General features: G+C 63.2%; 18 protein-coding genes. 6 read left to right on the forward strand and 12 right to left on the reverse strand.

What is annotated here, in order from left to right; translation table 11 throughout:
- The first annotated feature begins 63 nt into the window (after nucleotides 1–63).
- Nucleotides 64–1,311 (forward strand): DUF1615 domain-containing protein, encoded by a 1,248-nt coding sequence (locus QWZ03_RS02230; RefSeq protein ID WP_290331237.1) that lies wholly within the window; start codon nucleotides 64–66, stop codon nucleotides 1,309–1,311.
- 103 nt (nucleotides 1,312–1,414) lie between these two features.
- Here the strand turns inward: QWZ03_RS02230 and QWZ03_RS02235 are convergent, their stop codons facing one another.
- A complete protein-coding gene (locus QWZ03_RS02235; protein WP_284194509.1) occupies nucleotides 1,415–2,242 on the reverse strand; it encodes a substrate-binding periplasmic protein in 828 nt (275 codons plus the stop codon).
- Between the two features lie 187 nt (nucleotides 2,243–2,429).
- On the opposite strand from QWZ03_RS02235, the gene QWZ03_RS02240 reads away from it, so the two are divergent.
- Both QWZ03_RS02240 and QWZ03_RS02245 read left to right on the forward strand, forming a co-directional pair.
- Nucleotides 2,430–3,944, forward strand: coding sequence for a helicase HerA-like domain-containing protein (locus tag QWZ03_RS02240; protein WP_290331238.1), 1,515 nt, complete (start codon nucleotides 2,430–2,432; stop codon nucleotides 3,942–3,944).
- A gap of 211 nt (nucleotides 3,945–4,155) precedes the next feature.
- Nucleotides 4,156–4,725 (forward strand): glycine zipper 2TM domain-containing protein, encoded by a 570-nt coding sequence (locus QWZ03_RS02245; protein WP_290331239.1) that lies wholly within the window; start codon nucleotides 4,156–4,158, stop codon nucleotides 4,723–4,725.
- A gap of 137 nt (nucleotides 4,726–4,862) precedes the next feature.
- Here QWZ03_RS02245 and QWZ03_RS02250 read toward each other — a convergent pair whose 3' ends face one another.
- From QWZ03_RS02250 to QWZ03_RS02270, 5 genes are read right to left on the reverse strand one after another with little or no spacing between them, the layout of a single operon-like run.
- Complete coding sequence (locus tag QWZ03_RS02250; RefSeq protein ID WP_290331240.1) at nucleotides 4,863–5,804, reverse strand: 2-hydroxyacid dehydrogenase; 942 nt, start codon at nucleotides 5,802–5,804, stop codon at nucleotides 4,863–4,865.
- 13 nt (nucleotides 5,805–5,817) lie between these two features.
- Nucleotides 5,818–6,960 carry a 2-methylaconitate cis-trans isomerase PrpF family protein gene (locus tag QWZ03_RS02255; protein ID WP_290331241.1) on the reverse strand — a complete coding sequence of 381 codons (1,143 nt, stop codon included), beginning with the start codon at nucleotides 6,958–6,960 and terminating at the stop codon, nucleotides 5,818–5,820.
- A gap of 17 nt (nucleotides 6,961–6,977) precedes the next feature.
- Nucleotides 6,978–7,355, reverse strand: coding sequence for a tautomerase family protein (locus QWZ03_RS02260; RefSeq protein ID WP_284194514.1), 378 nt, complete (start codon nucleotides 7,353–7,355; stop codon nucleotides 6,978–6,980).
- Between the two features lie 4 nt (nucleotides 7,356–7,359).
- A complete protein-coding gene (locus tag QWZ03_RS02265) occupies nucleotides 7,360–7,704 on the reverse strand; it encodes a phage holin family protein (protein ID WP_290331242.1) in 345 nt (114 codons plus the stop codon).
- Between the two features lie 52 nt (nucleotides 7,705–7,756).
- The gene (locus tag QWZ03_RS02270; protein ID WP_290331243.1) at nucleotides 7,757–8,980 is read right to left on the reverse strand and encodes a multifunctional CCA addition/repair protein; all 1,224 of its coding nucleotides are present in this window, start codon (nucleotides 8,978–8,980) and stop codon (nucleotides 7,757–7,759) included.
- Between the two features lie 237 nt (nucleotides 8,981–9,217).
- Between QWZ03_RS02270 and cysK the strand changes: the two genes are divergently transcribed.
- On the forward strand, nucleotides 9,218–10,147 hold the full coding sequence (cysK, locus tag QWZ03_RS02275) for a cysteine synthase A (RefSeq protein ID WP_290331244.1): 930 nt from the start codon (nucleotides 9,218–9,220) through the stop codon (nucleotides 10,145–10,147).
- A gap of 195 nt (nucleotides 10,148–10,342) precedes the next feature.
- Complete coding sequence (locus QWZ03_RS02280) at nucleotides 10,343–11,284, forward strand: hypothetical protein (RefSeq protein WP_290331245.1); 942 nt, start codon at nucleotides 10,343–10,345, stop codon at nucleotides 11,282–11,284.
- 58 nt (nucleotides 11,285–11,342) lie between these two features.
- On the opposite strand, the gene QWZ03_RS02285 is transcribed toward QWZ03_RS02280, so the two are convergent.
- The 6 genes from QWZ03_RS02285 to QWZ03_RS02310 form a co-directional block, all read right to left on the reverse strand.
- Nucleotides 11,343–12,734: an MATE family efflux transporter gene (locus QWZ03_RS02285; RefSeq protein ID WP_290331246.1), complete on the reverse strand. Its 1,392-nt coding sequence runs from the start codon at nucleotides 12,732–12,734 to the stop codon at nucleotides 11,343–11,345.
- Between the two features lie 85 nt (nucleotides 12,735–12,819).
- Nucleotides 12,820–13,164 carry a hypothetical protein gene (locus tag QWZ03_RS02290; protein WP_290331247.1) on the reverse strand — a complete coding sequence of 115 codons (345 nt, stop codon included), beginning with the start codon at nucleotides 13,162–13,164 and terminating at the stop codon, nucleotides 12,820–12,822.
- A gap of 392 nt (nucleotides 13,165–13,556) precedes the next feature.
- The gene (gene dtd, locus QWZ03_RS02295; protein WP_284194521.1) at nucleotides 13,557–14,009 is read right to left on the reverse strand and encodes a D-aminoacyl-tRNA deacylase; all 453 of its coding nucleotides are present in this window, start codon (nucleotides 14,007–14,009) and stop codon (nucleotides 13,557–13,559) included.
- Complete coding sequence (locus tag QWZ03_RS02300; RefSeq protein ID WP_284194522.1) at nucleotides 14,006–14,365, reverse strand: DUF4870 family protein; 360 nt, start codon at nucleotides 14,363–14,365, stop codon at nucleotides 14,006–14,008. Before QWZ03_RS02300 ends, dtd begins: the two co-directional genes overlap by 4 nt.
- A gap of 151 nt (nucleotides 14,366–14,516) precedes the next feature.
- Nucleotides 14,517–15,917: an L-serine ammonia-lyase gene (locus QWZ03_RS02305; protein WP_290331248.1), complete on the reverse strand. Its 1,401-nt coding sequence runs from the start codon at nucleotides 15,915–15,917 to the stop codon at nucleotides 14,517–14,519.
- 299 nt (nucleotides 15,918–16,216) lie between these two features.
- A complete protein-coding gene (locus QWZ03_RS02310; RefSeq protein ID WP_290331249.1) occupies nucleotides 16,217–16,972 on the reverse strand; it encodes a class I SAM-dependent methyltransferase in 756 nt (251 codons plus the stop codon).
- A gap of 41 nt (nucleotides 16,973–17,013) precedes the next feature.
- Here QWZ03_RS02310 and QWZ03_RS02315 point away from each other — a divergent pair, with 41 nt between their 5' ends.
- Nucleotides 17,014–19,308 carry a DNA internalization-related competence protein ComEC/Rec2 gene (locus QWZ03_RS02315; protein ID WP_290331250.1) on the forward strand — a complete coding sequence of 765 codons (2,295 nt, stop codon included), beginning with the start codon at nucleotides 17,014–17,016 and terminating at the stop codon, nucleotides 19,306–19,308.
- Nucleotides 19,309–19,357 lie beyond the last annotated feature (49 nt).

Below are 19,357 nucleotides of genomic sequence, written 5' to 3' on the forward strand. Positions count from 1 at the left end.
GCTCGCCGCCGACGCTGGCATATCGTAGGATGCGCCTGCATTTATCTTTAGCTAGCAGCCAACGTGTCCACTTTGCGTCTCTATACCGCCCTGCTGTCCAGCCTCTTGCTGGCCGCCTGCGCCAGCACCCTCGATCCCCAGCAAGCGCCGGCCCCCGTCGTGACGGCACAGCCGGCTGTCAGCAACGAGCCAGCCATTGCCCAGGCTCCGCCTATGCCGCCACCGCCGCCGGCAAGGCCCGATGTGGTGGCACCCACCGCGCCGGCCGCCACGGCACCAGCCTGGAGCAACCCCAAGCAGGGCCGCGCCCTGCTGAACCGGCTGATGCCGGACAAGATCAAGGACAGGGCCGGCTGGAGCAACGATATCTTTGCCGCCTTCGAAGCCCTGCGCATACCCTATACCGCCGAGTATTTCTGCTCCGCCACCTCGGTCATTGAGCAGGAATCCAGCTGGGAGGCCGACCCGGTGGTGCCCGGGCTGGGCAAGATGGTGTGGAAGCAGATAGAACTGAAGGCCGACGAAAAAGGCATCCCCATGCCCTTGGTGACCGCCGCACTCAAGGTCAAGTCCAGCAACGGCCAGAGTTTTCGCAGTCGCATAGACAAACTCCGCACCGAGCGCGAGATGAATCTGCTGTATGAGGAAATGTCGGCCGAAGCCGAGAGTTTCGGCGTCTCGCTCAGCAGCCAGAATCCGGTACGCACCGGCGGCCCCATGCAGGTCAGCATCGACTTTGCCACCAGCCACGCCCGCGCCTGGCCTTATCCTTACCCGGTCAGGGAAAGTATGCGCCGTGAAGTATTTACCCGCCGTGGCGGCATCTACTTCGGCATTGCCAACCTGCTGCACTACCAGGCGCCTTACGATACCTTGTTCTTCCGTTTCGCCGACTATAACGCCGGCCGCTATTCCAGCCGCAATGCGGCTTTCCAGGCAGCCGTCGCCAAGCTCAGCAAGCGTAAGATAGACCTGGACGGCGACCTGCTGCGCTACAGTGCTGGCCGCCCCAGCAAACAGCCCAGCAGCACGCTGGAAGCCATCCGCCCCCTGGCCGGCAAGCTCAAACTCAGCCCAGCCGAGATAGAGCGCGACCTGCTGCTGGAAAAAACCAGCAACTTCGGCCAGAGCCCCCTTTACCAGCGCTTGTTTGCCCTGGCGGACAATGCCGCCAGCAAACCCCTGCCCCGTGCCATCTCACCACAGATACGGCTATCGAGCCCCAAGATCACCCGCAAGCTGACCACCGAGTGGTTTGCCAAGCGTGTGGATTGGCGATACCAGCGCTGTTTGGCCAAGGTCGCTAGCTGAAGAGCGGCACAGTGCTTGGGCTGCATTCCCCCTGGCAGCTCAAGCTGGTGCGGACTATTGCCCTAAGTGTCTCGCCGATAGGCCTGTTCCCGGCAGCGGCCCGCTAGTCAGCCTGCTTGCGCCACAACTGGATATTGCGTGCCAGCAATTCCTCCATCACCTTGTCCTGTGCCAGCTTGTGCATGGCGCGCGCAATGCGCCCGCGCATCTCGCCGGTATTGCAGACCGACTTGTGCGACAGGGTCAGGAACAGATCTTCATTGGTGATGGGCACAGTCGCCGCCTTGAGCCCGCGCACCCCAAGCTTGGCGGCATAGGCAAGGCCGGGGGCTTCCTCGTAGATGACGTAATCGGCCCGCCCCAGCCCCAGCATCTTGAGTGCGCTCTCCACGCTGGCTACCTTGTAGATATCCAGGTGCTTCTTGGCATAGGTATCGAAGGCTTCGCCAAAGCTGTTGTTGATGACGGTAATACCCTTGAGCCTGCTCAGGTCCGACCACTTGCGGTACTTGATACCCTTGGTGTCCTGGGTCCAGATCACGGTGCGGGTGGTGGCGATGGGCGGCTGAAAGTAGTCCATGTACTCCAGCCTGGGCAGGGTAAAGAAGGCGCCGGCGATCATGTCCACCTTGCCATGACGGGTTTCCTCCTGCACACGGCCCCAGGGGCCGGCATATTTGACGCTCACCGGCACGCCAATTTCCTTGCTCAGCAGCTGCATCATTTCGGCATTGGCGCCTATCAGGCGGCTCTCGTCAGCCGGGTCGCGCCACAGATAGGGTGGGTATTCGGGGTTGCCCGAGATCAGCAACTGCTTGCAAGGTTCATCCGCAGCAAGGGCTGGCATGGCCGCCAGCAACAGGCCTGCGAGCAGGCACAGACTGTGCACCGTTGCCCTGGTGTCAACGCGTGGCAGGTAACGACCGGTCATAACAATGCAACCTCGGCATGCTGGGGCAGTTGCCTTGCAGTTTAGAGCCTGTTCATGATTTTTTCGCCCCAGCGTCGCATACGCCAGCCCGGGCCATCGACATGGCTTGCCGTCGGGGTGGCGTGGTAGTGTAATTGCCCAGGCGGGCATGCTTGCCCCCTGCACATACTTTTCTACAGGACATCCCATGACCGCAGCCCTGCTGATCGCCAAAGCCGGCCCCACGCCCATTGAGATACTGCCCGCCCTGGCCAACCGCCATGGCCTGATTACCGGCGCCACCGGGACCGGCAAGACGGTGACCCTGCAGCGCATGGCAGAGGGTTTCTCGCGGGCAGGTGTGCCGGTATTCATGGCCGATGTGAAGGGCGATCTGGCCGGTATTGCCGCCGCCGGCAGCGACAACCCCAAGCTGTCAGCCCGGCTGGCGCAGCTGGAAATGCAGCTGGACTACGCCGCCTGCCCTGCCATGTTGTGGGATGTCTATGGCGAGGCCGGCCACCCGGTGCGCGCCACCATCTCGGACATGGGGCCGTTGCTGCTGGGCCGCCTGCTCAACCTCAACGAGGTGCAAGCCGGTGTGCTGCAGCTGATTTTCAAGATTGCCGACGACAACAGCCTGCTGCTGATAGATCTGAAAGACCTGCGCGCCATGGTGCAGTACGTGGGTGAGAACGCCAAACAATTCACCACCGAATACGGCAATATCTCGGCCGCCAGCGTGGGGGCCATCCAGCGCGGCTTGCTGACACTGGAGACCCAGGGCGGCGACAAGTTCTTTGGTGAGCCCATGCTCGATATCGCCGACCTGATGCAGACCGATGGCCAGGGTCATGGTGTCGTCAACATCCTGGCTGCCGATAAGCTCACCAATGCGCCCAAGCTGTATTCCACCTTCCTGCTGTGGCTGCTGTCCGAACTGTTCGAGCAGTTACCCGAGGCCGGCGATCTCGATAAACCCAAGCTGGTGTTCTTTTTCGACGAGGCTCACCTGCTATTCAGCGATGCACCGCCCGCCCTGGTCGAGAAGGTAGAACAGGTGGTCAGGTTGATACGCTCCAAGGGGGTGGGCGTGTACTTTGTCACCCAGAACCCGCTGGACATACCCGAGACCGTGCTGGGTCAGCTGGGCAACCGGGTGCAGCATGCCTTGCGTGCTTTTACCCCGCGCGACCAGAAGGCCGTCAAGGTGGCCGCAGAAACCCTGCGTGCCAACCCGGCCTTCAATGCCGAAGCGGCCATCATGGAACTGGGTGTAGGCGAGGCGCTGGTGTCGTTCCTGGACGCCAAGGGCAGCCCCAGTGTGGTCGAGCGCGCCTTCGTGGTGCCGCCGGCCTGCCGGCTCGGCCCACTGAGCCCGGCAGAGCGCCAGGCCCTGATCGCCAACTCGTTACTGGCTGGCCATTATGAAGCTGCTGAGGACAGGGAATCGGCCTACGAGAAGCTACGCGGCAGCAAGGATGGCGCCGCGCCGGCCAAGCCGGGGTCGCCCAGCCAGGCTGCACCTGCCGAAACAGAGGGCGGTGGCCTGCTTGATGGATTAGGCGCTTTCCTGTTTGGCCGTACCGGCCCGCGTGGCGGCCAGCATGATGGAGTAGTACAGAGCGCGGCCAAGAGCATGGCACGCACCATGGCGAACGAGGTCGGCAGGCAGATACTGCGTGGTGTGCTGGGCTCCATCGTCGGTGGGCGCAAGCGTTAAACCTTGCCTTGCCCGCGACCGGTGCTTGCCTGCGCCCCCGCGGCCACTCTGTGTATAACAACCCAGCCCACAACGTAGATCTCAAGCAATCTCAATCAATACAAGGCGATATCCCTATCGCCTTGTTTCATTTGTCATAATCAGTTCAGCTTGCATTCAGCCAGCCATGGTCACAATGCCCCCATCAGCCAAAGTGATGGAGCAATGCGGGATGAACAAATCCATGCTCACCGGGATAGTCATCGGCGGCACCGCTGCGCTGTCACTGGGCGCCGCCGCCGGCTACCAGGCAATCAAGGGACCGGATTACGCTGACGTCGTCCAGGTCGCTGCAGTACACGAGACCGTCAAGGTGCCCGTGCAGGTTTGCCAGCAGGTGCAGGTCAGTCGCCAGGCCAAGGTCAAGGATGAACACCGGATTGCCGGCACCGTCATCGGCGGTGTGCTGGGTGGCGCGCTAGGTAGCCAGGTAGGCGGAGGCAATGGCAAGAAAGCCGCCACCGTGATCGGCGTGCTGGGCGGTGGCTACGCCGGTAATCGCATACAGAAGAACATGCAGGAAAAAGACCACGTCAGCCATAGCGAGCAACGCTGCAAGACCGTGCTGCGTACCGAAGACAAGCTGCGCGGCTACGACGTGCAATACCGCCTGGACGACAAACTGGCGGTGATCCGGATGGCGCAGCCGCCCACCAGCAACCGTATCCCGGTAGAGGATGGCCAACTGATGCTCAGCGCCGTCACGGCCCCGCCTGTCACCGCAGCCGTTGTACGCAACTGATACACCGATTGATTTCTCTGTAACTCCCTGCTCGGGGCGCCTTGTGCGCCCCTTTTTTTGCGTGTGGAGCGCCGGGGTTAACTTGGCGCCCACCCGGCCCTCACCGCCCAGCCCTGACTGAAGTCCGTAGCAGACTCTCAGTATGCGCGCTCGCGTTCCACCAGGCCGGGCACCGTCTCACCACGCAACAGTGCGCGCAACTTGCCGGCCACCTGGCGGGCCGATGGGCCAGGCAGCGTGGCGGCCGCAATATGCGGCGTCAGCACGATAGCCGGGTGGTGCCAGAACGGGTGTTCCTTGCCGGGTGGCTCCTGGCCCAATACATCAAGCTGTGCCCCTCGCAGATGGCCTGCATCCAGCAAGGCCAGCAGTGCCGATTCTTCCAGCTGCTCGCCGCGCCCGGCATTGATCAGGGCAGCGCCCTTGGGTAAGCCGGCCAGGCGCTCATGGTTGAGCAGACCATGGGTTTCGGGGGTGTTGGGCAGCAGGTTGACCAGCACATCGGTTGCGGCCAGCAGGGTGGGCAGGGTGTCCCAGCCATGCAGGCAGCGCACACCTGCCAGCTCGCGCGGGCTGCGGCTCCAACCGGCCACCGCATAGCCCAGCAAGGCCAGGGTACGGGCGACTGCACCACCGATCTCGCCCAGGCCCAGCACCGTCACACGCAGGTCGGCTGCGGCCCTGCCCGGTAGCGGCTGCCATTGTGCGTCCGCCTGCTGGCGGGCATAACGATCCAGGTCGCGCTGGTAGCGCAACACCCCGGCCAGCACGTATTCGCACATCTGCTGCGCCATGCCGGCATCGGTCAACCGCACCAGCGCCACCCCAGGGGCCAGGTCGCTGCGCTGCAGAAAGCGGTCTATGCCCGCCCCCAGGGCGAACACGGCGCGCAAGTTGGCAAAGCGACCAAACAGGCCTTCGGGTGGTCGCCAGGTGGCAAGGTACTGTACGCGGGCCGGGTCGACCTCGGCAGGCGCCGCAACAACATCGAAATCCGGTAGCTCGGCCGCAAACAAGGCTTGCCAGCGTTCGCCGTTATTCGGGGTATGCAGATAAAACAAGGGGTTTGCAGCAGTCATATAGGTATCCAGTTCAATCAGTCAGTGGCACCCAGGCCTCGCCGCGCATCAATACGCGGGCGCTGCGGGTCAGGCGGGAGGCCACCACCTGTTCACCGTCCAGCACGGTGACTATCTGGTTCGCCCCACTGGGGTGACCAAAGCACAAGGGGCGAGATATCAAGGGCTGGCCCAGCAAGTCACTGACCAGCGTGCCGGGCAAGGCCGCTGCCGCTGCCAGCGCTATGGTGCCGGTGCCGGTGAAGCCGTGGTGCAGCTTGCCCATGGAAACAATACGGGCCAGCAGATCCAGCTGGCTGGCCTCAAACACCCTGCCATCGGCGGCGGTAAACCCGGCCGGCGGGGCGATCCAGCACAGCTTGGGATTGCTGGGTCGTTCACGGCTGGCCTGGGCGGGCGTTGCCGCCAGCCCCATGGCCACGGCAGCCTGGGCGCGCAGCGACTCCAGCTGCGCCAGCAGGCTGGCATCGGTGTTGACGTCCTGCGGCTGCTCCAGGCCGGTCAGCCCCAAATCGGCAGCCCGCAGTATCACCAGGGGGTTGCCAGCGTCGATGAGCGTGGCGTCGATCTCGCGCTGCGGGTTCAATCTCAGCTTGTCGATACGACGGCCGGTGGGAAACAAAGCGCCCGATGCCCCGCCGGCCGGGTCCAGAAACACCAACTGCTGCGGCGCCCCGGTAAAGGCAACGCCATCCATGCCGAAATCCCCCTCCTGGCATGGCAGGCCATCTCGCATTGCCACCTCGGCCACGATCACCTTGCCGGTGTTTACCTGCCAGATACGTACCGTGGCCACACCATCATGCGGCCCCGCCACCAGCCCCTCCAACAAGGCAAACGGCGCGACAGCGGCCGACAGGTTGCCGCAACTACCCGACCAGTCTATCTCCCCGCTATCCACTGCGATGTGGCCGAACAGATAGTCCACATCACAACCTGGCTGGCGAGAGGTACTGATCAGCGCCACCTTGCTGGTGGACGATATCCCGGTTCCCAGGCCATCGATCTGCCGGCCATAGGGGTCGGGGCTACCTATCAACCGGCTGAGCAGGCGGTCGCGCAGTGTGATATCGGCAGGCAAGGCATCCGCACGAATGAACACCCCCTTGGAGGTGCCGCCCCGCATCAGCGTGGCGGGTAGGCGATGGAGTGGCATGGTGGTTCCCGCAAGGATCAACGGTGCTCGACGATGTTGCCACCATCGAGGATATAGCCGGCACGACCTTCGACATACTCGACAAAGACATTGCCGGGCGCCAGCGACAATGCGCGCTCCAAGCATGCAGCGGTCAGCCGCATGGCGGCCTCCCTGGTCTCGGCAGGCCGGCCCTCGAAGGCCAGCAGCCGCACCAGCGGAGAATGGCTATCCACCGGCTGCGACTGCGCCACCTGCCCACCGACCGCATAATGGCCCGGCTGCAGCACATGCCAGCAGGACCAGACATGCTGTGGCTCGCATTGAAACACGGCGGCCAGTTCCTGGTTCAGCTCGGCCAGGATGCCGGGGATATCGGCCTCGACCGGCAGACTGCTGATGGTCAGCACGGGCATGCTGTCAGTCCTTCTCAAAGAACAGCCGCGTTGCCAGCCAGCAGAACACGCTGTACACCACAGCGCCGACTATGGCCATGGCAAAGCTGCTAACGGCGAAACTCTTCAGCACCTCGGCCACCAGCCAGAAGCAAAAACCGTTGATCACCAGGGTGAACAAGCCCAGGGTCAGAAAGTTGACCGGCAGCGTCAGCAAAAGCAGTACCGGCCGTATCAGCAGGTTGACCAACCCCAGTACCAGCGCAATCCAGAGTGCCGACAGAAAGCTGTCTACCTTGATGCCAGGCAGCAGATACGCTACCAGCAACAGACTAAGCGCATTGATTACCCAAACCGCCAGCAGCTTCATCGTCTACTCCTCCCTCTCCCATACGTTTTTATTCAGGCGGCGCCGCTCGCCGTCAAGCTGCCTCGGCCGATTTTCGCAGTTCGGCTATGGCGGCAATACGCGCCTGTCGTACCACCTCTGGTATCTGCGCCTTGTCCTCGGTGGCTGCCGCCAAAGCGCCTGCATCCACAGCGGCGGCGGCATCGCGGCAAGCCAGCAGGTAGGCATGCTGGGGGTAGGCTGCCGTCTCGAAGGTGGGTCGGCCACGGGCATCTGCCACGCAAGCATCCAGCATACGGGCAAAGCGCTCCGGTTTGCGTAGGGCATCGCAACGGGCCAGCAGTTCCATCACGGTGGCGGGGCGCAGTTCCTGGGCCTTGTGCACCAGGCCATGCTCGCGGCACACCATCAAAGCCAGATCCCGGCAATCATTGGGTGCGCGCAGGCGTTCCGACAGCTGCTCCACCAGGGCCACTCCCCGCTCCTCATGCCCGATATGGCGGGGCCATTCCGCCTCGGGCGTCGTGCCCTTGCCCAGGTCGTGGCAAAGGGCGGCATAGCGGGTATCCAGCGGCCAGCCCTGGCTGGCAGCGTAGTCCAGCACCCGCATGGCATGGTCGCCGGTATCGATCTCTGGGTGCCACTGGGCAGGCTGGGGTACGCCAAACAAGGCGTCCAGTGCTGGCATCAGCCTCGCCAATGCACCGCACTCACGCAACACCATCAGCATCCGCGATGGCTGCGCCTCCATCAGGCCCTTGGCCATCTCGGCCCACACCCGCTCAGGCACCAGATGATCCACTTCGCCCATGGTAACCATCTCGCGGCACAGCTTCATGGTCTCGGGTGCCACTTCAAAACCGAAGCGCGCCGCAAAGCGGGCCAGCCGCAGTATCCGTACCGGGTCCTCCACAAAAGCCGGCCCCACATGCCTAAGCAGCCTGCGGGCCAGGTCATCCTGGCCGCCATAGGGGTCCACCAGCTCGCCATCCTCGTCCTCGGCCATGGCGTTGATGGTCAGGTCGCGCCGGGCCAGGTCATCCTCCAGCGTCACATCGGCTGCGGCATACACGGTAAAGCCCTTGTAGCCGTGGCCGGACTTGCGTTCAGTGCGGGCCAACGCGTACTCGGCATGGCTCGTGGGATGCAGAAACACCGGGAAATCCTTGCCCACCGGCTTGTAGCCCTGCGCCAGCATCTCGTCAGGGGTGGCGCCTACGACCACGTAATCGCGATCCTTGACCGGTAAACCCAGCATCTGGTCGCGCACTGCGCCACCCACGGTATATATCTTCATGGTGCTTCTCATTCAGGCAAGTGCTGCACCCAGGCAGCAGTAAAGCATTGATACAACTGGCATATCCATCTACAGCGCAGCCATGGTAAACAACACGCAAGCGCATTCCTCCCCAAGCGCGCCAACTGGCTTGCAAGCTTATTGTATCCCTGCCCGGTCGCTGGCCTAAAATCACGCACCAGGCAGGCGCCCGCCCGATCATCAAGTGGCCGCCACTTACCCCTACAGGAGTCCTCCATGCGCATTGCCCACGATATTACCCAACTGATAGGCCACACCCCGCTGGTGCAGCTCAACCGTGTCACCCAAGGCCTGGGGGCACGTGTGGTCGCCAAACTGGAGTTCTTCAATCCCTCGCACAGTGTGAAGGACCGTATCGCCGTCAGCATGGTCAACACCGCCGAGGCCAGCGGCGCACTCAAGCCGGGCGCCACGCTGGTGGAGCCTACATCGGGCAACACCGGCATAGGCCTGGCCATGGTGTGCGCTGCCCGGGGCTACCGCTGTGTGCTGACCATGCCCGAAACCATGTCCAAGGAGCGGCGTGCCCTGCTGCGTGGCTATGGTGCCGAGCTGGTGCTGACGCCGGGGCCGGAAGGCATGACCGGTGCTGTCAACAAGGCCAGGGAACTGGCCGAAAGCAATGGCTGGTATATGCCACAGCAGTTCGAGAACCCTGCCAACCCCAAGATCCATCGCGAAACCACGGCTGAGGAAATCTGGAACGATACGGATGGCCAGGTCGATATCCTGGTATCAGGCGTGGGCACCGGCGGCACCATTACTGGCGTGGCCGAGGTCATCAAGGGCCGCAAGCCCGGTTTCAAGGCCATTGCAGTGGAACCCGATGCCAGCCCGGTACTGAGCGGCGGCGCCAAGGGGCCCCACCCCATACAGGGCATAGGCGCAGGGTTTGTACCGGCCGTACTCAATACCAGCAGCTACGACGAAGTCATCCGCGTGGCCAACGAGCATGCCTTTGCCACCGCGCGGCGCATGGCCACTGAAGAAGGCCTGCTGGTCGGCATCAGCTCCGGCGCCGCCGTCTGGGCCGCCCTGCAGGTGGCCGCCAGGCCAGAGCATGCCGGCAAGCTGATTGTGGTGATCATCCCGTCCTTTGGCGAACGTTATCTGTCGACCGCCCTGTTCCAGGGACTGACCGACTGATGGAAAGTCGTGGCGGCAAGGGAGGTCCATGCCGCCACCCCAGTAACTTATCCACAGGCTGAAAACCGCATCAATGTAGCCACAAACAGCTTTGTTGCTTGCGCCAGTTAAGTGTCATATTCACACTTCAATGCGCCTCCAATGATGACGACATAAGGCTAAGATACGTGCCTCATCTAATAAGGAGGATGCCGTATGCAGTTCAACAAGATAACCGCAGTACTTTGCCTGGCCACCAGTCTGACTGCGGCTGCCGACATCGCCATCGACAGTACCGGCGCCGCAGTGCAGTTTGCGGGCAAGGACAGCCTGCAGGTCAACAATCTCCACGTACCCGGCTACGGTAATTACAGCCTGCGTTTCAAGTGGGACCCGGTCAGCCTGAGCTTTGTCTATGACCCAGCCACCCTGACCCTGGCCTCGCAAAGTCGTTGCAGCAAGCAGGTCTACCAGCTTTCCGACACTTTCTCCGAGCATATCCAGGCTTCTACCCGGATGGTGGACGGCGTGGAATATGGTGGCCTCAGCGATGTTGCCACCAAGTCACTGTCCGACTGGACTGTCACCAATGTCTGGACCAACTTCACCGTGGTGTGGGCCAAGACCGCACTGCAGGCCGACAACCCCTATCTGAAGGGACAGACCGTAGCCAATTTCGACCCTAACAAGGGCTATGGCTTTGTCAGCACCTATGGTGACTATGGTTTCAAGCACCACGATCTGGTTGAAGTAGGCGGCAATCTGGATACCGAAGACTTTCTGCTGGTCAAGCAGGTCAACGGCAGCAACACCGCCATCTTCAACAAAGGTGCACGCCGCACGGGCAGCTTTGGCTGCGCTTCCAACACCGGCACCTACTACGAGCACAGCACGTCCAAGGCATCGGTGGTGATGGCGGGCGATACCGCCGCCCTTACCAGCGGCTACAACACCCTCAAGACCTCCTGGTCCATCAGCACCGGCGTGGGCAGCGTAGGTGCCTCATCGGATAGCCGTACCAAGTCCACCCACGACTACGGTGGCCTGGAAAAAGGCGACAAGCTGCTGGTGCGTGACATCGGCAATGGCTTCAGCATGGTGGCCGTCGACGAAAGTGGCAAGGTACTGGGCAGCCATCTGGTCATGACCATGTATTGACGGTTGCAGGCTTGCTGCACCCCCCAAAACAAAAGGCCCTCACGGGCCTTTTGTTTTGCTATGGCGCATGCCGTAACAGGCGGCTCCGCGAAAGACGATCCAGGAACCAGGTCAATCCCAGCGCTGCCACGGTCAGCCCCACCACCAGCGATATCCAGAATCCTTGCGCTGCCATCGGCTCCTGACGCCACGGCAGCCAGTCTGGCGCCAAGCCCAGTATGCAGCCCAGCGGCAATGAGAACCCCCAGAAGGCCGCCATGTGGATGACCATGGGCGGGCGGGTCACCTTGTAGCCCCGGATGGCTGAACTGGTCGATACCTGGGTGGCATCGGACAGCTGGAACAGCGCGGCAAAGATCAGCAAATGGGCCGCCGTCGCCGCCACGGCGGCATCGCTGGTGTAGGCAGCCGCAATCTGGTGGTTGAACAGGGCAATAAAGGTGGCTGAAACCATGGCAAAAGCCAGCGACACCCCTACCCCCACCCAGGCCCTGAAGCGCGCCGCGGCCGGATCGCCTTCGCCCAGGGCGTGGCCTATGCGGGTGATCAAGGCCACGCTCAGACTCAGCGGCACCATGAACACCAGCGATGAAAAGTTCAGGGCAATCTGGTGCGCCGCCACCTCAGCAGCGCCGAACTCGGCCACCAGCAGGGCGATAAGGCCAAAGGCGCTGGACTCGGCGAAATAGGTCACACCTATGGGCAGGCCTATCTGCAACAGTTTGCGTATCTCCGGCCCGTGCGGCGCCTCGTAGCGGGTAAACGGCCAAGTCTGCCGATAGACCGGCGACCGTTTCATCCACCACAGCAGCGCAAGCAGGTTAAACCAGACGCAAACCAGCGTGGCCCAGGCACACCCCACACCGCCCAATCTGGGCAGGCCAAACTTGCCGTAGATCAGCAACCAGTTGAGCAGGATATTGATGCCCAGTGCCAACAGGGCAATCACCATCATGGGCTTGGTCTCGTTGAGGCTGGCACTGTAGCCATACAGCACGCGGTAGCAGGCGAAGGCAGGCAGGGCAAAGCTGGTCACCTGCACAAAGGCCTTGGCCATGTCGCGCACGGCGGGGTCCAGCTGCATCACATCGAAAATCAAGGCCGAGGCCTGGGCTGCCAGCAAGGCCACCACGCCCACACCCAAGGCTTTCCACAGCGCCTGCCGCACCACATGCGGTATCAGGTGATGCTCTTCCGCCCCCACGTGGTGGGCCACGGTAGGATTGACCGACATCATGACCCCCATCAGGGTCACGATGATGATGGACCAGACCGAGGCACCCAGCGACACTGCCGCCAGATCCTCGGCACTGGCATGGCCAGCCATGGCCACATCGGCCACGGCCATGCCAACAGTAGCCAACTGGCCTATCAGCATGGGCCAGGCCAATTGCCAGAGCGCGGCGGCTTCAGTCTTGATGGCTGGCGTAGTAAGGCGTTTCAAGGGCATGGGGCAAACCGGATCTGCAAACACGGTCTTCCATTCTAGCCCGCCTTGGCTCAAGCGCCCCGTGACGGTGCAAAGGCAGAAGGACTTAGCTGTAGTGGCCCTGCCCGGCAATACTGGCTTCCAGGGCCAGCTCCCGGCCAAAGCGCTCGCTCAGTGCCAGGGTCTCGTTCAGGGTCAGGTCCAGTATCAGCAGGCTGCCATCCGGCAGACGCTCTATTTGAGCCTCAAAATACAGTGCTACCTCACGCGCCTTGGCCAGCAAGGTCTGCTGGCCCTTGTCTGCGCTCAGGCGTAGCCAGTTGCGGCCAGCATGGCGGCGTGCCAGTTGTTGCGACACGGTGCGGGCATCAATGGTGGCGTCGTGCAAGACGGCGCGGTCATTACCGTAGGTGCTGTAAGCGGACGCGGAGGTATCGAGACAATCAAACATGGTGGGCTCCAGAAGCGTGTTACGACAGCGTGCCCGGCCACCGGGCGTCGCTTTAGCGGGTTAGGTTCGACGGCTTACCGTCACGCGCCCCGCAAGTTGTCGATTAAATCGGCGCGTTTACTGCTGTCTAGGCTGCACAGTGCCAGGCACACGCCTGGTCTGGAAAACAAAAAACCCGCTGCCTGAGGCTAGCGGGTTGGAGCGCATGCGGTACTGGACCGCCTTGACGCTGACCACGCTTTAGCCGCATTTATCAAGCGCCCGCAAGCTGAGGGTCAAATCGGCGCCAAGGTCTGCAATGTATTACAACTACGCCCGCAACGTCAACGGGTGTTTACCGCCAGCGCCGCCATGGTCTGCAGCAAGCGCCGGCGGTCAGGCGGTGTGAGAGGTTACTCGGGCGCGCGGCTATCCAGCATCAGCGTGACTGGGCCGTCATTGACTAGGCTGACCTGCATGTCGGCGCCAAACACGCCTGTGGGGACGGGTTTCCCCAATGCCAGGGACAGGGCTGCGACAAAGCGGTCGAACAGCGGCTGCGATACCGGCCCCGGCGCAGCGCGGCTCCAGGAGGGGCGGTTGCCTTTCTTGACGCTGGCAAACAGGGTGAACTGGCTGACAGCCAGCACCTCCCCACCGACATCGAGCAGGGAACAGTTCATCACCCCCTGCTCGTCGCCAAACACCCGCAGCTTGCAGAGCTTCTGTACCAGCCAGCCGATGTCAGCCTCGCCATCATCGGCCTCGGCCCCCACCAGTAACAGGAGACCGGGGCCGATGCGGCCGACGGTCTGGCCGTCGACCGCCACGGCGGCTTCGCTGACGCGCTGCAGCACTACCCTCAAGCTTGAGGCTCCCGGTTGTCGTTCAGGCGCAGGAAGCCCTTGACCAGACGGTAGACCATCCACAGCCAGGTACCAGCACCCACGATGATGGCCAGCGGAATACCGATCAGGGTGACAAACAGCAGGCTGGCGAGGATACAGCCTGCCAGCGAGTACCAGAATATCTCGATCTGCCAGCGGAAGTGCTCGGCCAGCCAGGTTCCCCTGGCTTCGTCACGCTTGACGTAGGCAATGATGACGCCGATCAGGCCAGTAGGTATGGCGGTCATCAAGGAGACGGCCAGCAGGATATAGACTGCCAGCACCAGATTCTTCATTGAACGTTCGGCCTCGTCGGGCAATAGGACTTGTGACATGGTGTTTGCTCCCCTTTGTTGATCAAGCAGGCTCCAGCTTATCAAAGCTGGCCGGCGCTGCAGTGCTTCCGCGACAGTCAGCGCCAGCAATGGCCTGGGTTACCGCCAGACGGGAATGAAATGCAGGCCCCACCGGCTGCGAACCGCCTGGTCAGCATTCCACGACGTTGACCGGCACTTCAACGATGTCGATGGCGAGGCCGCCTCGTGCGGTTTCCTTGTACTTCACATGCATGTCGCGCCCGGTATCGCGCATGGTGCGTATCACCCGATCCAGCGAGATATAGTGCGTGCCGTCGCCGCGCAAGGCCATGCGCGCCGCATTGATGGCCTTGATCGACGCCATGGCATTGCGTTCGATACAGGGCACTTGCACCAAGCCACCCACCGGGTCGCAGGTCAGGCCCAGATTGTGTTCCATGCCGATCTCGGCAGCGTTCTCCACCTGTGCTGGCGTACCGCCCAGCACTTCGCACAGGGCGCCTGCCGCCATGGAGCAGGCCGAGCCCACCTCGCCCTGGCAGCCGACCTCGGCACCGGAGATGGAGGCATTGGTCTTGAACAGGATGCCGATGGCGCCTGCGGTGAGCAGGAAGCGGACTATGCCGTCTTCGTTGGCACCCGGCACGAAATTCACGTAATAGTGCAACACGGCCGGCACGATGCCCGCCGCCCCATTGGTAGGCGCCGTCACAACCCGGCCACCACCGGCGTTTTCCTCGTTGACAGCCAGGGCGTAGAGGTTGACCCAGTCCAGCACTGTCAGCGGATCACGAAGTGCCGCCTCGGGCTTGCCGGCCAGTTGCCGGTACATATCATAGGCGCGGCGCTTCACCTTCATGCCACCGGGCAGGATGCCTTCGGTACGGCAGCCACGCTCTACACAGGCATGCATGACCTGCCAGATATCCAGCAGCTTGGTCCTGACTTCGGCCTCGCTGCGCCAGGCCAGTTCGTTCTCCAGCATCAACTGGCTGATAGGCTTGCCATGGCGCTCGGCCAGCGCCAGCAGCTGCGCGCCGGTGGTAAAGGGATGTGTCAGCACCTCGGCCGTCGGCGGGGTGAAACCGCCTTCCACCGCGTGCTCATCCACCACAAAGCCGCCCCCCACCGAGTAATACGCACGCCGCTCCAACTCGCTGCCCTCGGCGTCGTAGGCACTGAAGATCATGCCGTTGGGGTGGTATGGCAGGGTCTTGCGCTTGTGCAGTACCAGATGCAGCGGCTCGTCGAACTCAATCTCCTGGCTACCCAGCAACTTGAGCCGCTTGCTGGCGCGTATGGCTGCCACCATGGCGGGTACCTGATCGGTATCCACCAGCTGCGGCTCCTCACCCAGCAGGCCCAGTATCACTGCGGTATCCGAGCCGTGGCCCTTGCCGGTAGCCCCGAGCGAGCCATATAGCTCAGCCCGTATACTGGCCACCTTGGACAGCAGGCCTTCGCGCTCCACCCGCTGCATGAACTGCCTCGCTGCACGCATGGGGCCTACGGTGTGAGAGCTGGACGGCCCGATGCCGACCTTGAACAGATCAAAAACGCTGATAGCCATGCTGATGTCTCCACGCCGCGCTTGGCGGTCATTTTCTGGTAGTGCCACCGGGGTGCCGGTGCCTGGGTCGCGCGTAGTCTAATCGTGGCAGACTACAGATGCACGCTGCTTTGCCGCAGCCCACCATCGGCCCGGGCCGGCCAGCCCGGCAGCGCCGGTTTTGCCCCGCGCCTCTCGCCCTGGCGAGGCCGTCTCCACCGCGCCAGAAAAACAATAAGCCATTGATTTAAATAATCAATAAATGCCAGATGGCGAGCAACGACACAGACCGTGGACACAGGATACGTCCCTATTAGGACTTACCCTAGGTAGATATCAAACCGCACACTATCGCCCTCCAGGCTATAGCTGGGCTTGGCGCCTGCCAGCAGCGGCGCATGGCGCGGCCGCTTCACCACTACCCGGCCGGTTGCCAGTGCTCTTGCCGGCAGCAGCAAGGCATCGGCATCTGCATCAGCCCCCACTACCTGCTGAAAGGTCTGCATCTCTTTCTTGGACAGCGCCGATTTGGTTTTGGTCTCCGGGAACATCGGGTCCAGATAGATCACCTCGGGCCGGTCGGCCGACCAGGCCTGCATCAACTCGCTGGCCATGCCGTGGTGCAGGCGCATGCGGCTGGCAATGGCGGCCACCTCATCGCTGTCCTGTGCCCGCAGCAAGCCATCGGCCAGCAAACTGGCCGCCACCGGCGAGCGCTCCAGCATGTCTACCTGGCAGCCCAACGAGGCCAGCACAAAGGCATCCCGACCCAGGCCAGCCGTGGCATCCAGCACATGCGGGGTGCTACCGCCCTTCAGGCCGCAAGCCTTGGCCACGCCCTGACCCCGTCCACCGCCATGCTTGCGCCGCCAATCTGCCGCTCCACCCACAAAATCCACAAAGACCGGGCCCGGTGCGCCCTTACCCAGGCTGCACAAGGCCAGCCTGTGGGCATCCAGCACCAGGGCGTGGCCTTGCTCTGGCAAGGCATCAAGCAGCACAAAACCGTAGTGCGCCGCCAACTGCTGGGCATGGTCATGGCGCTCGGAACTGGAACAAAACAATGGGGGCAGCATAGGATAGGGTCTGGGCCGATACCGGCCGTACAAGGAGAGCCATGCGGCTGGTCATTATCGCATTCGTGGCGGGTGTCGTCTGGCTGCAGTTTCAGGCAGCCTTGCCGCCGCTATGGCCGGGCCTGCTGCTAGCCGCCGTGGCTGCGGCCTGGGCCTGGCGTCAGCCGCGCTGGCGAATAGGCCTATGCCTGCTGGCTGCCTTGGGGCTGGGTGCCAGCTACGCCACCTGGCGGGCCGATATCAGGCTGGCGCAGCAACTGCCAAGCAGCCTGGAACTCAAGCCGTTGCAGATCGAGGGCGTGGTGGCCGGCCTGCCCCAGCCCAGCCAGTACGGCCCGCGCCTGCGCTTTGCGGTGGAGCAGGCACCGCCCGGGGTGCCGGCCTTGTTGCTGCTGAACGACTACGCCCGCCCCGCCCAAGACTGGCATGCAGGCGAACGCTGGCGCCTGACCGTGCGGCTCAAGCGCCCCCATGGCAGCCTGAACCCCGGCAGCTTCGACTACCAGGCCTGGCTGCTGGGTGAAGGCATAGGTGCCACCGGCAGCATCGCCAAGCGCAGCCGTAGCCTGCTGGATGCCCATGACCAAGGCCCCGGCTCGCTGCTGCACCGCAGCCGCGCCTGGCTGGCGCAGCGCATACAGCAGCAGTTGCCAGAGCAGCCCTTTGCCGGCGTGATTGTCGCCCTGGTCATCGGCGAGCAGTCCGGCATCAGCCAGGATCAATGGCGCCTGTTCAGGCAGACCGGCATTACCCATCTGGTCAGCATCTCCGGCCTGCATGTCACCCTGGTCGCCGGCCTGCTCGGTGCCGCCGTCGGCTGGCTGTGGCGACGCTCCGCCCGTCTCACCTTGCAACTGCCCGCCCGCAAGGCCGCCCTGATCGCCGCCGTGGCGGGGGCATTGGCCTATAGCGTGTTGGCCGGTTTTTCGGTGCCGACCCAACGTACGCTCTACATGCTGGTAGTGGCGGCCATCGCCCTGGCCAGCCATCGTGCGCTGTCCATCTCCACCATCTGGACCCTGGCACTGGGCACCACGGTGCTGCTCGACCCCTGGGCGGTGCTGTCTGCAGGTTTCTGGCTGTCTTATCTGACCGTGGGGGCCATGCTCTGGGCACTGTCTGGCCGACACGGCCATTCGCAGGGCTGGCGCCAGCGATTGCTGCAATGGGGGACAGTGCAATGGGCCGCCACGCTGGGCTCGTTGCCACTGCTACTCCTGCTGTTCCAGCAATTGCCACTGGCCTCGCCTCTGGCCAACGCCATCGCGATACCCCTGATCAGCAGCGTCGTTACCCCGCTGGCCCTGCTGGGTGCGCTGGACCCTACAGGCCTGTTGCTGCAACTGGCCCACTGGCTGCTGACCCAAACCCTCTGGCTGATCTCGCCGCTTGCAGAAAGCCGCCTGCAATGGACCCAGGCAGCCCCGGCAGGCTGGCTGATACTGCCCGCCGCCCTGGCCACGGCCCTGCTGCTGTTGCCACGGGGCGCACCGGGCAAACCGGCCTGCTGCGCCTTGCTCCTGCCCCTGCTGCTGCCCTTGCACCAAGCAATGCCGCAAGGCCACTTCCGCGCCACCGTCTATGACGTGGGCCAGGGCTTGGCCGTGCTGGTAGAGACTCCCCGGCATGCGCTGCTGTTCGATACCGGCCCCGAGGGCGGAGGTGGCCGTACCGTGCCATCGGCCCTGCGCGCCAGCGGCATCAAGACGCTGGACGCCTTGGTATTGAGCCATAACGATGGCGACCACACCGGCGGTGCCGCACTGGTGCTGCAGGAGGTCGGTGTCAACCGCATCGTCGGCACTGCACTGGCCGCCAACAAGCTGCCCGCAGGCCGCCCCATTCCGCCTCACCTACCCTGCCGGGCTGGCCAGCAGTGGGTATGGGATGGCATACGGTTCGCCATGCTGCACCCACAAACGGCTGGCAGCATGGTAGGCGGCGATAACGCCAGCAGCTGTGTACTCAGGATCAGCGGGCCGGGTGGCAGCCTGTTGCTGCCCGGAGATATCGGTATGAAGGAAGAAGCCCTGCTGGTCGGGCAGGCGCAGGACCTGACCGCCGACGTGCTGGTGATACCGCACCACGGCTCGGACACCGCCTCCAGCCCTGCCTTTATCGATGCCGTATCACCCCGCCTGGCCATCGCCACGGCAGGCTATCGCAACCATTTCCGCCATCCCAGACCCGCCGTGGTGGCACGCTATCAAGCCGCAGGTGCCAAGGTACTGCGCAGCGATGTGGATGGTGCGGTACGGCTGGACTTTGCACCGAACGGGTTAGCGGTGAGCCGCTGGCGGGAGATCAAGCGGCGGTACTGGCACAGGCCTGGATGAGGCCCGCCTTCAATTCGCCGACGTCACCGTCTTCAAACTTAGCCAAAGC

Source organism: Chitinimonas viridis, assembly GCF_030409555.1.
Classification (GTDB): Bacteria; Pseudomonadota; Gammaproteobacteria; order Burkholderiales; family Chitinimonadaceae; genus Chitinimonas; species Chitinimonas viridis.

Bases quoted from the DNA above. Each gene is read 5' to 3' on its own strand.
- QWZ03_RS02235 (WP_284194509.1), bottom strand. From the start codon at position 2,242: ATGACCGGTCGTTACCTGCCACGCGTTGACACCAGGGCAACGGTGCAC.
- QWZ03_RS02240 (WP_290331238.1), top strand. From the start codon at position 2,430: ATGACCGCAGCCCTGCTGATCGCCAAAGCCGGCCCCACGCCCATTGAG.
- QWZ03_RS02250 (WP_290331240.1), bottom strand. From the start codon at position 5,804: ATGACTGCTGCAAACCCCTTGTTTTATCTGCATACCCCGAATAACGGC.
- QWZ03_RS02315 (WP_290331250.1), top strand. From the start codon at position 17,014: ATGCGGCTGGTCATTATCGCATTCGTGGCGGGTGTCGTCTGGCTGCAG.
- QWZ03_RS02280 (WP_290331245.1), top strand. From the start codon at position 10,343: ATGCAGTTCAACAAGATAACCGCAGTACTTTGCCTGGCCACCAGTCTG.
- QWZ03_RS02285 (WP_290331246.1), bottom strand. From the start codon at position 12,734: ATGCCCTTGAAACGCCTTACTACGCCAGCCATCAAGACTGAAGCCGCC.
- cysK (WP_290331244.1), top strand. From the start codon at position 9,218: ATGCGCATTGCCCACGATATTACCCAACTGATAGGCCACACCCCGCTG.
- QWZ03_RS02305 (WP_290331248.1), bottom strand. From the start codon at position 15,917: ATGGCTATCAGCGTTTTTGATCTGTTCAAGGTCGGCATCGGGCCGTCC.
- QWZ03_RS02265 (WP_290331242.1), bottom strand. From the start codon at position 7,704: ATGAAGCTGCTGGCGGTTTGGGTAATCAATGCGCTTAGTCTGTTGCTG.
- QWZ03_RS02290 (WP_290331247.1), bottom strand. From the start codon at position 13,164: ATGTTTGATTGTCTCGATACCTCCGCGTCCGCTTACAGCACCTACGGT.
- QWZ03_RS02260 (WP_284194514.1), bottom strand. From the start codon at position 7,355: ATGCCCGTGCTGACCATCAGCAGTCTGCCGGTCGAGGCCGATATCCCC.
- QWZ03_RS02310 (WP_290331249.1), bottom strand. From the start codon at position 16,972: ATGCTGCCCCCATTGTTTTGTTCCAGTTCCGAGCGCCATGACCATGCC.
- QWZ03_RS02255 (WP_290331241.1), bottom strand. From the start codon at position 6,960: ATGCCACTCCATCGCCTACCCGCCACGCTGATGCGGGGCGGCACCTCC.
- QWZ03_RS02245 (WP_290331239.1), top strand. From the start codon at position 4,156: ATGAACAAATCCATGCTCACCGGGATAGTCATCGGCGGCACCGCTGCG.
- QWZ03_RS02300 (WP_284194522.1), bottom strand. From the start codon at position 14,365: ATGTCACAAGTCCTATTGCCCGACGAGGCCGAACGTTCAATGAAGAAT.
- QWZ03_RS02270 (WP_290331243.1), bottom strand. From the start codon at position 8,980: ATGAAGATATATACCGTGGGTGGCGCAGTGCGCGACCAGATGCTGGGT.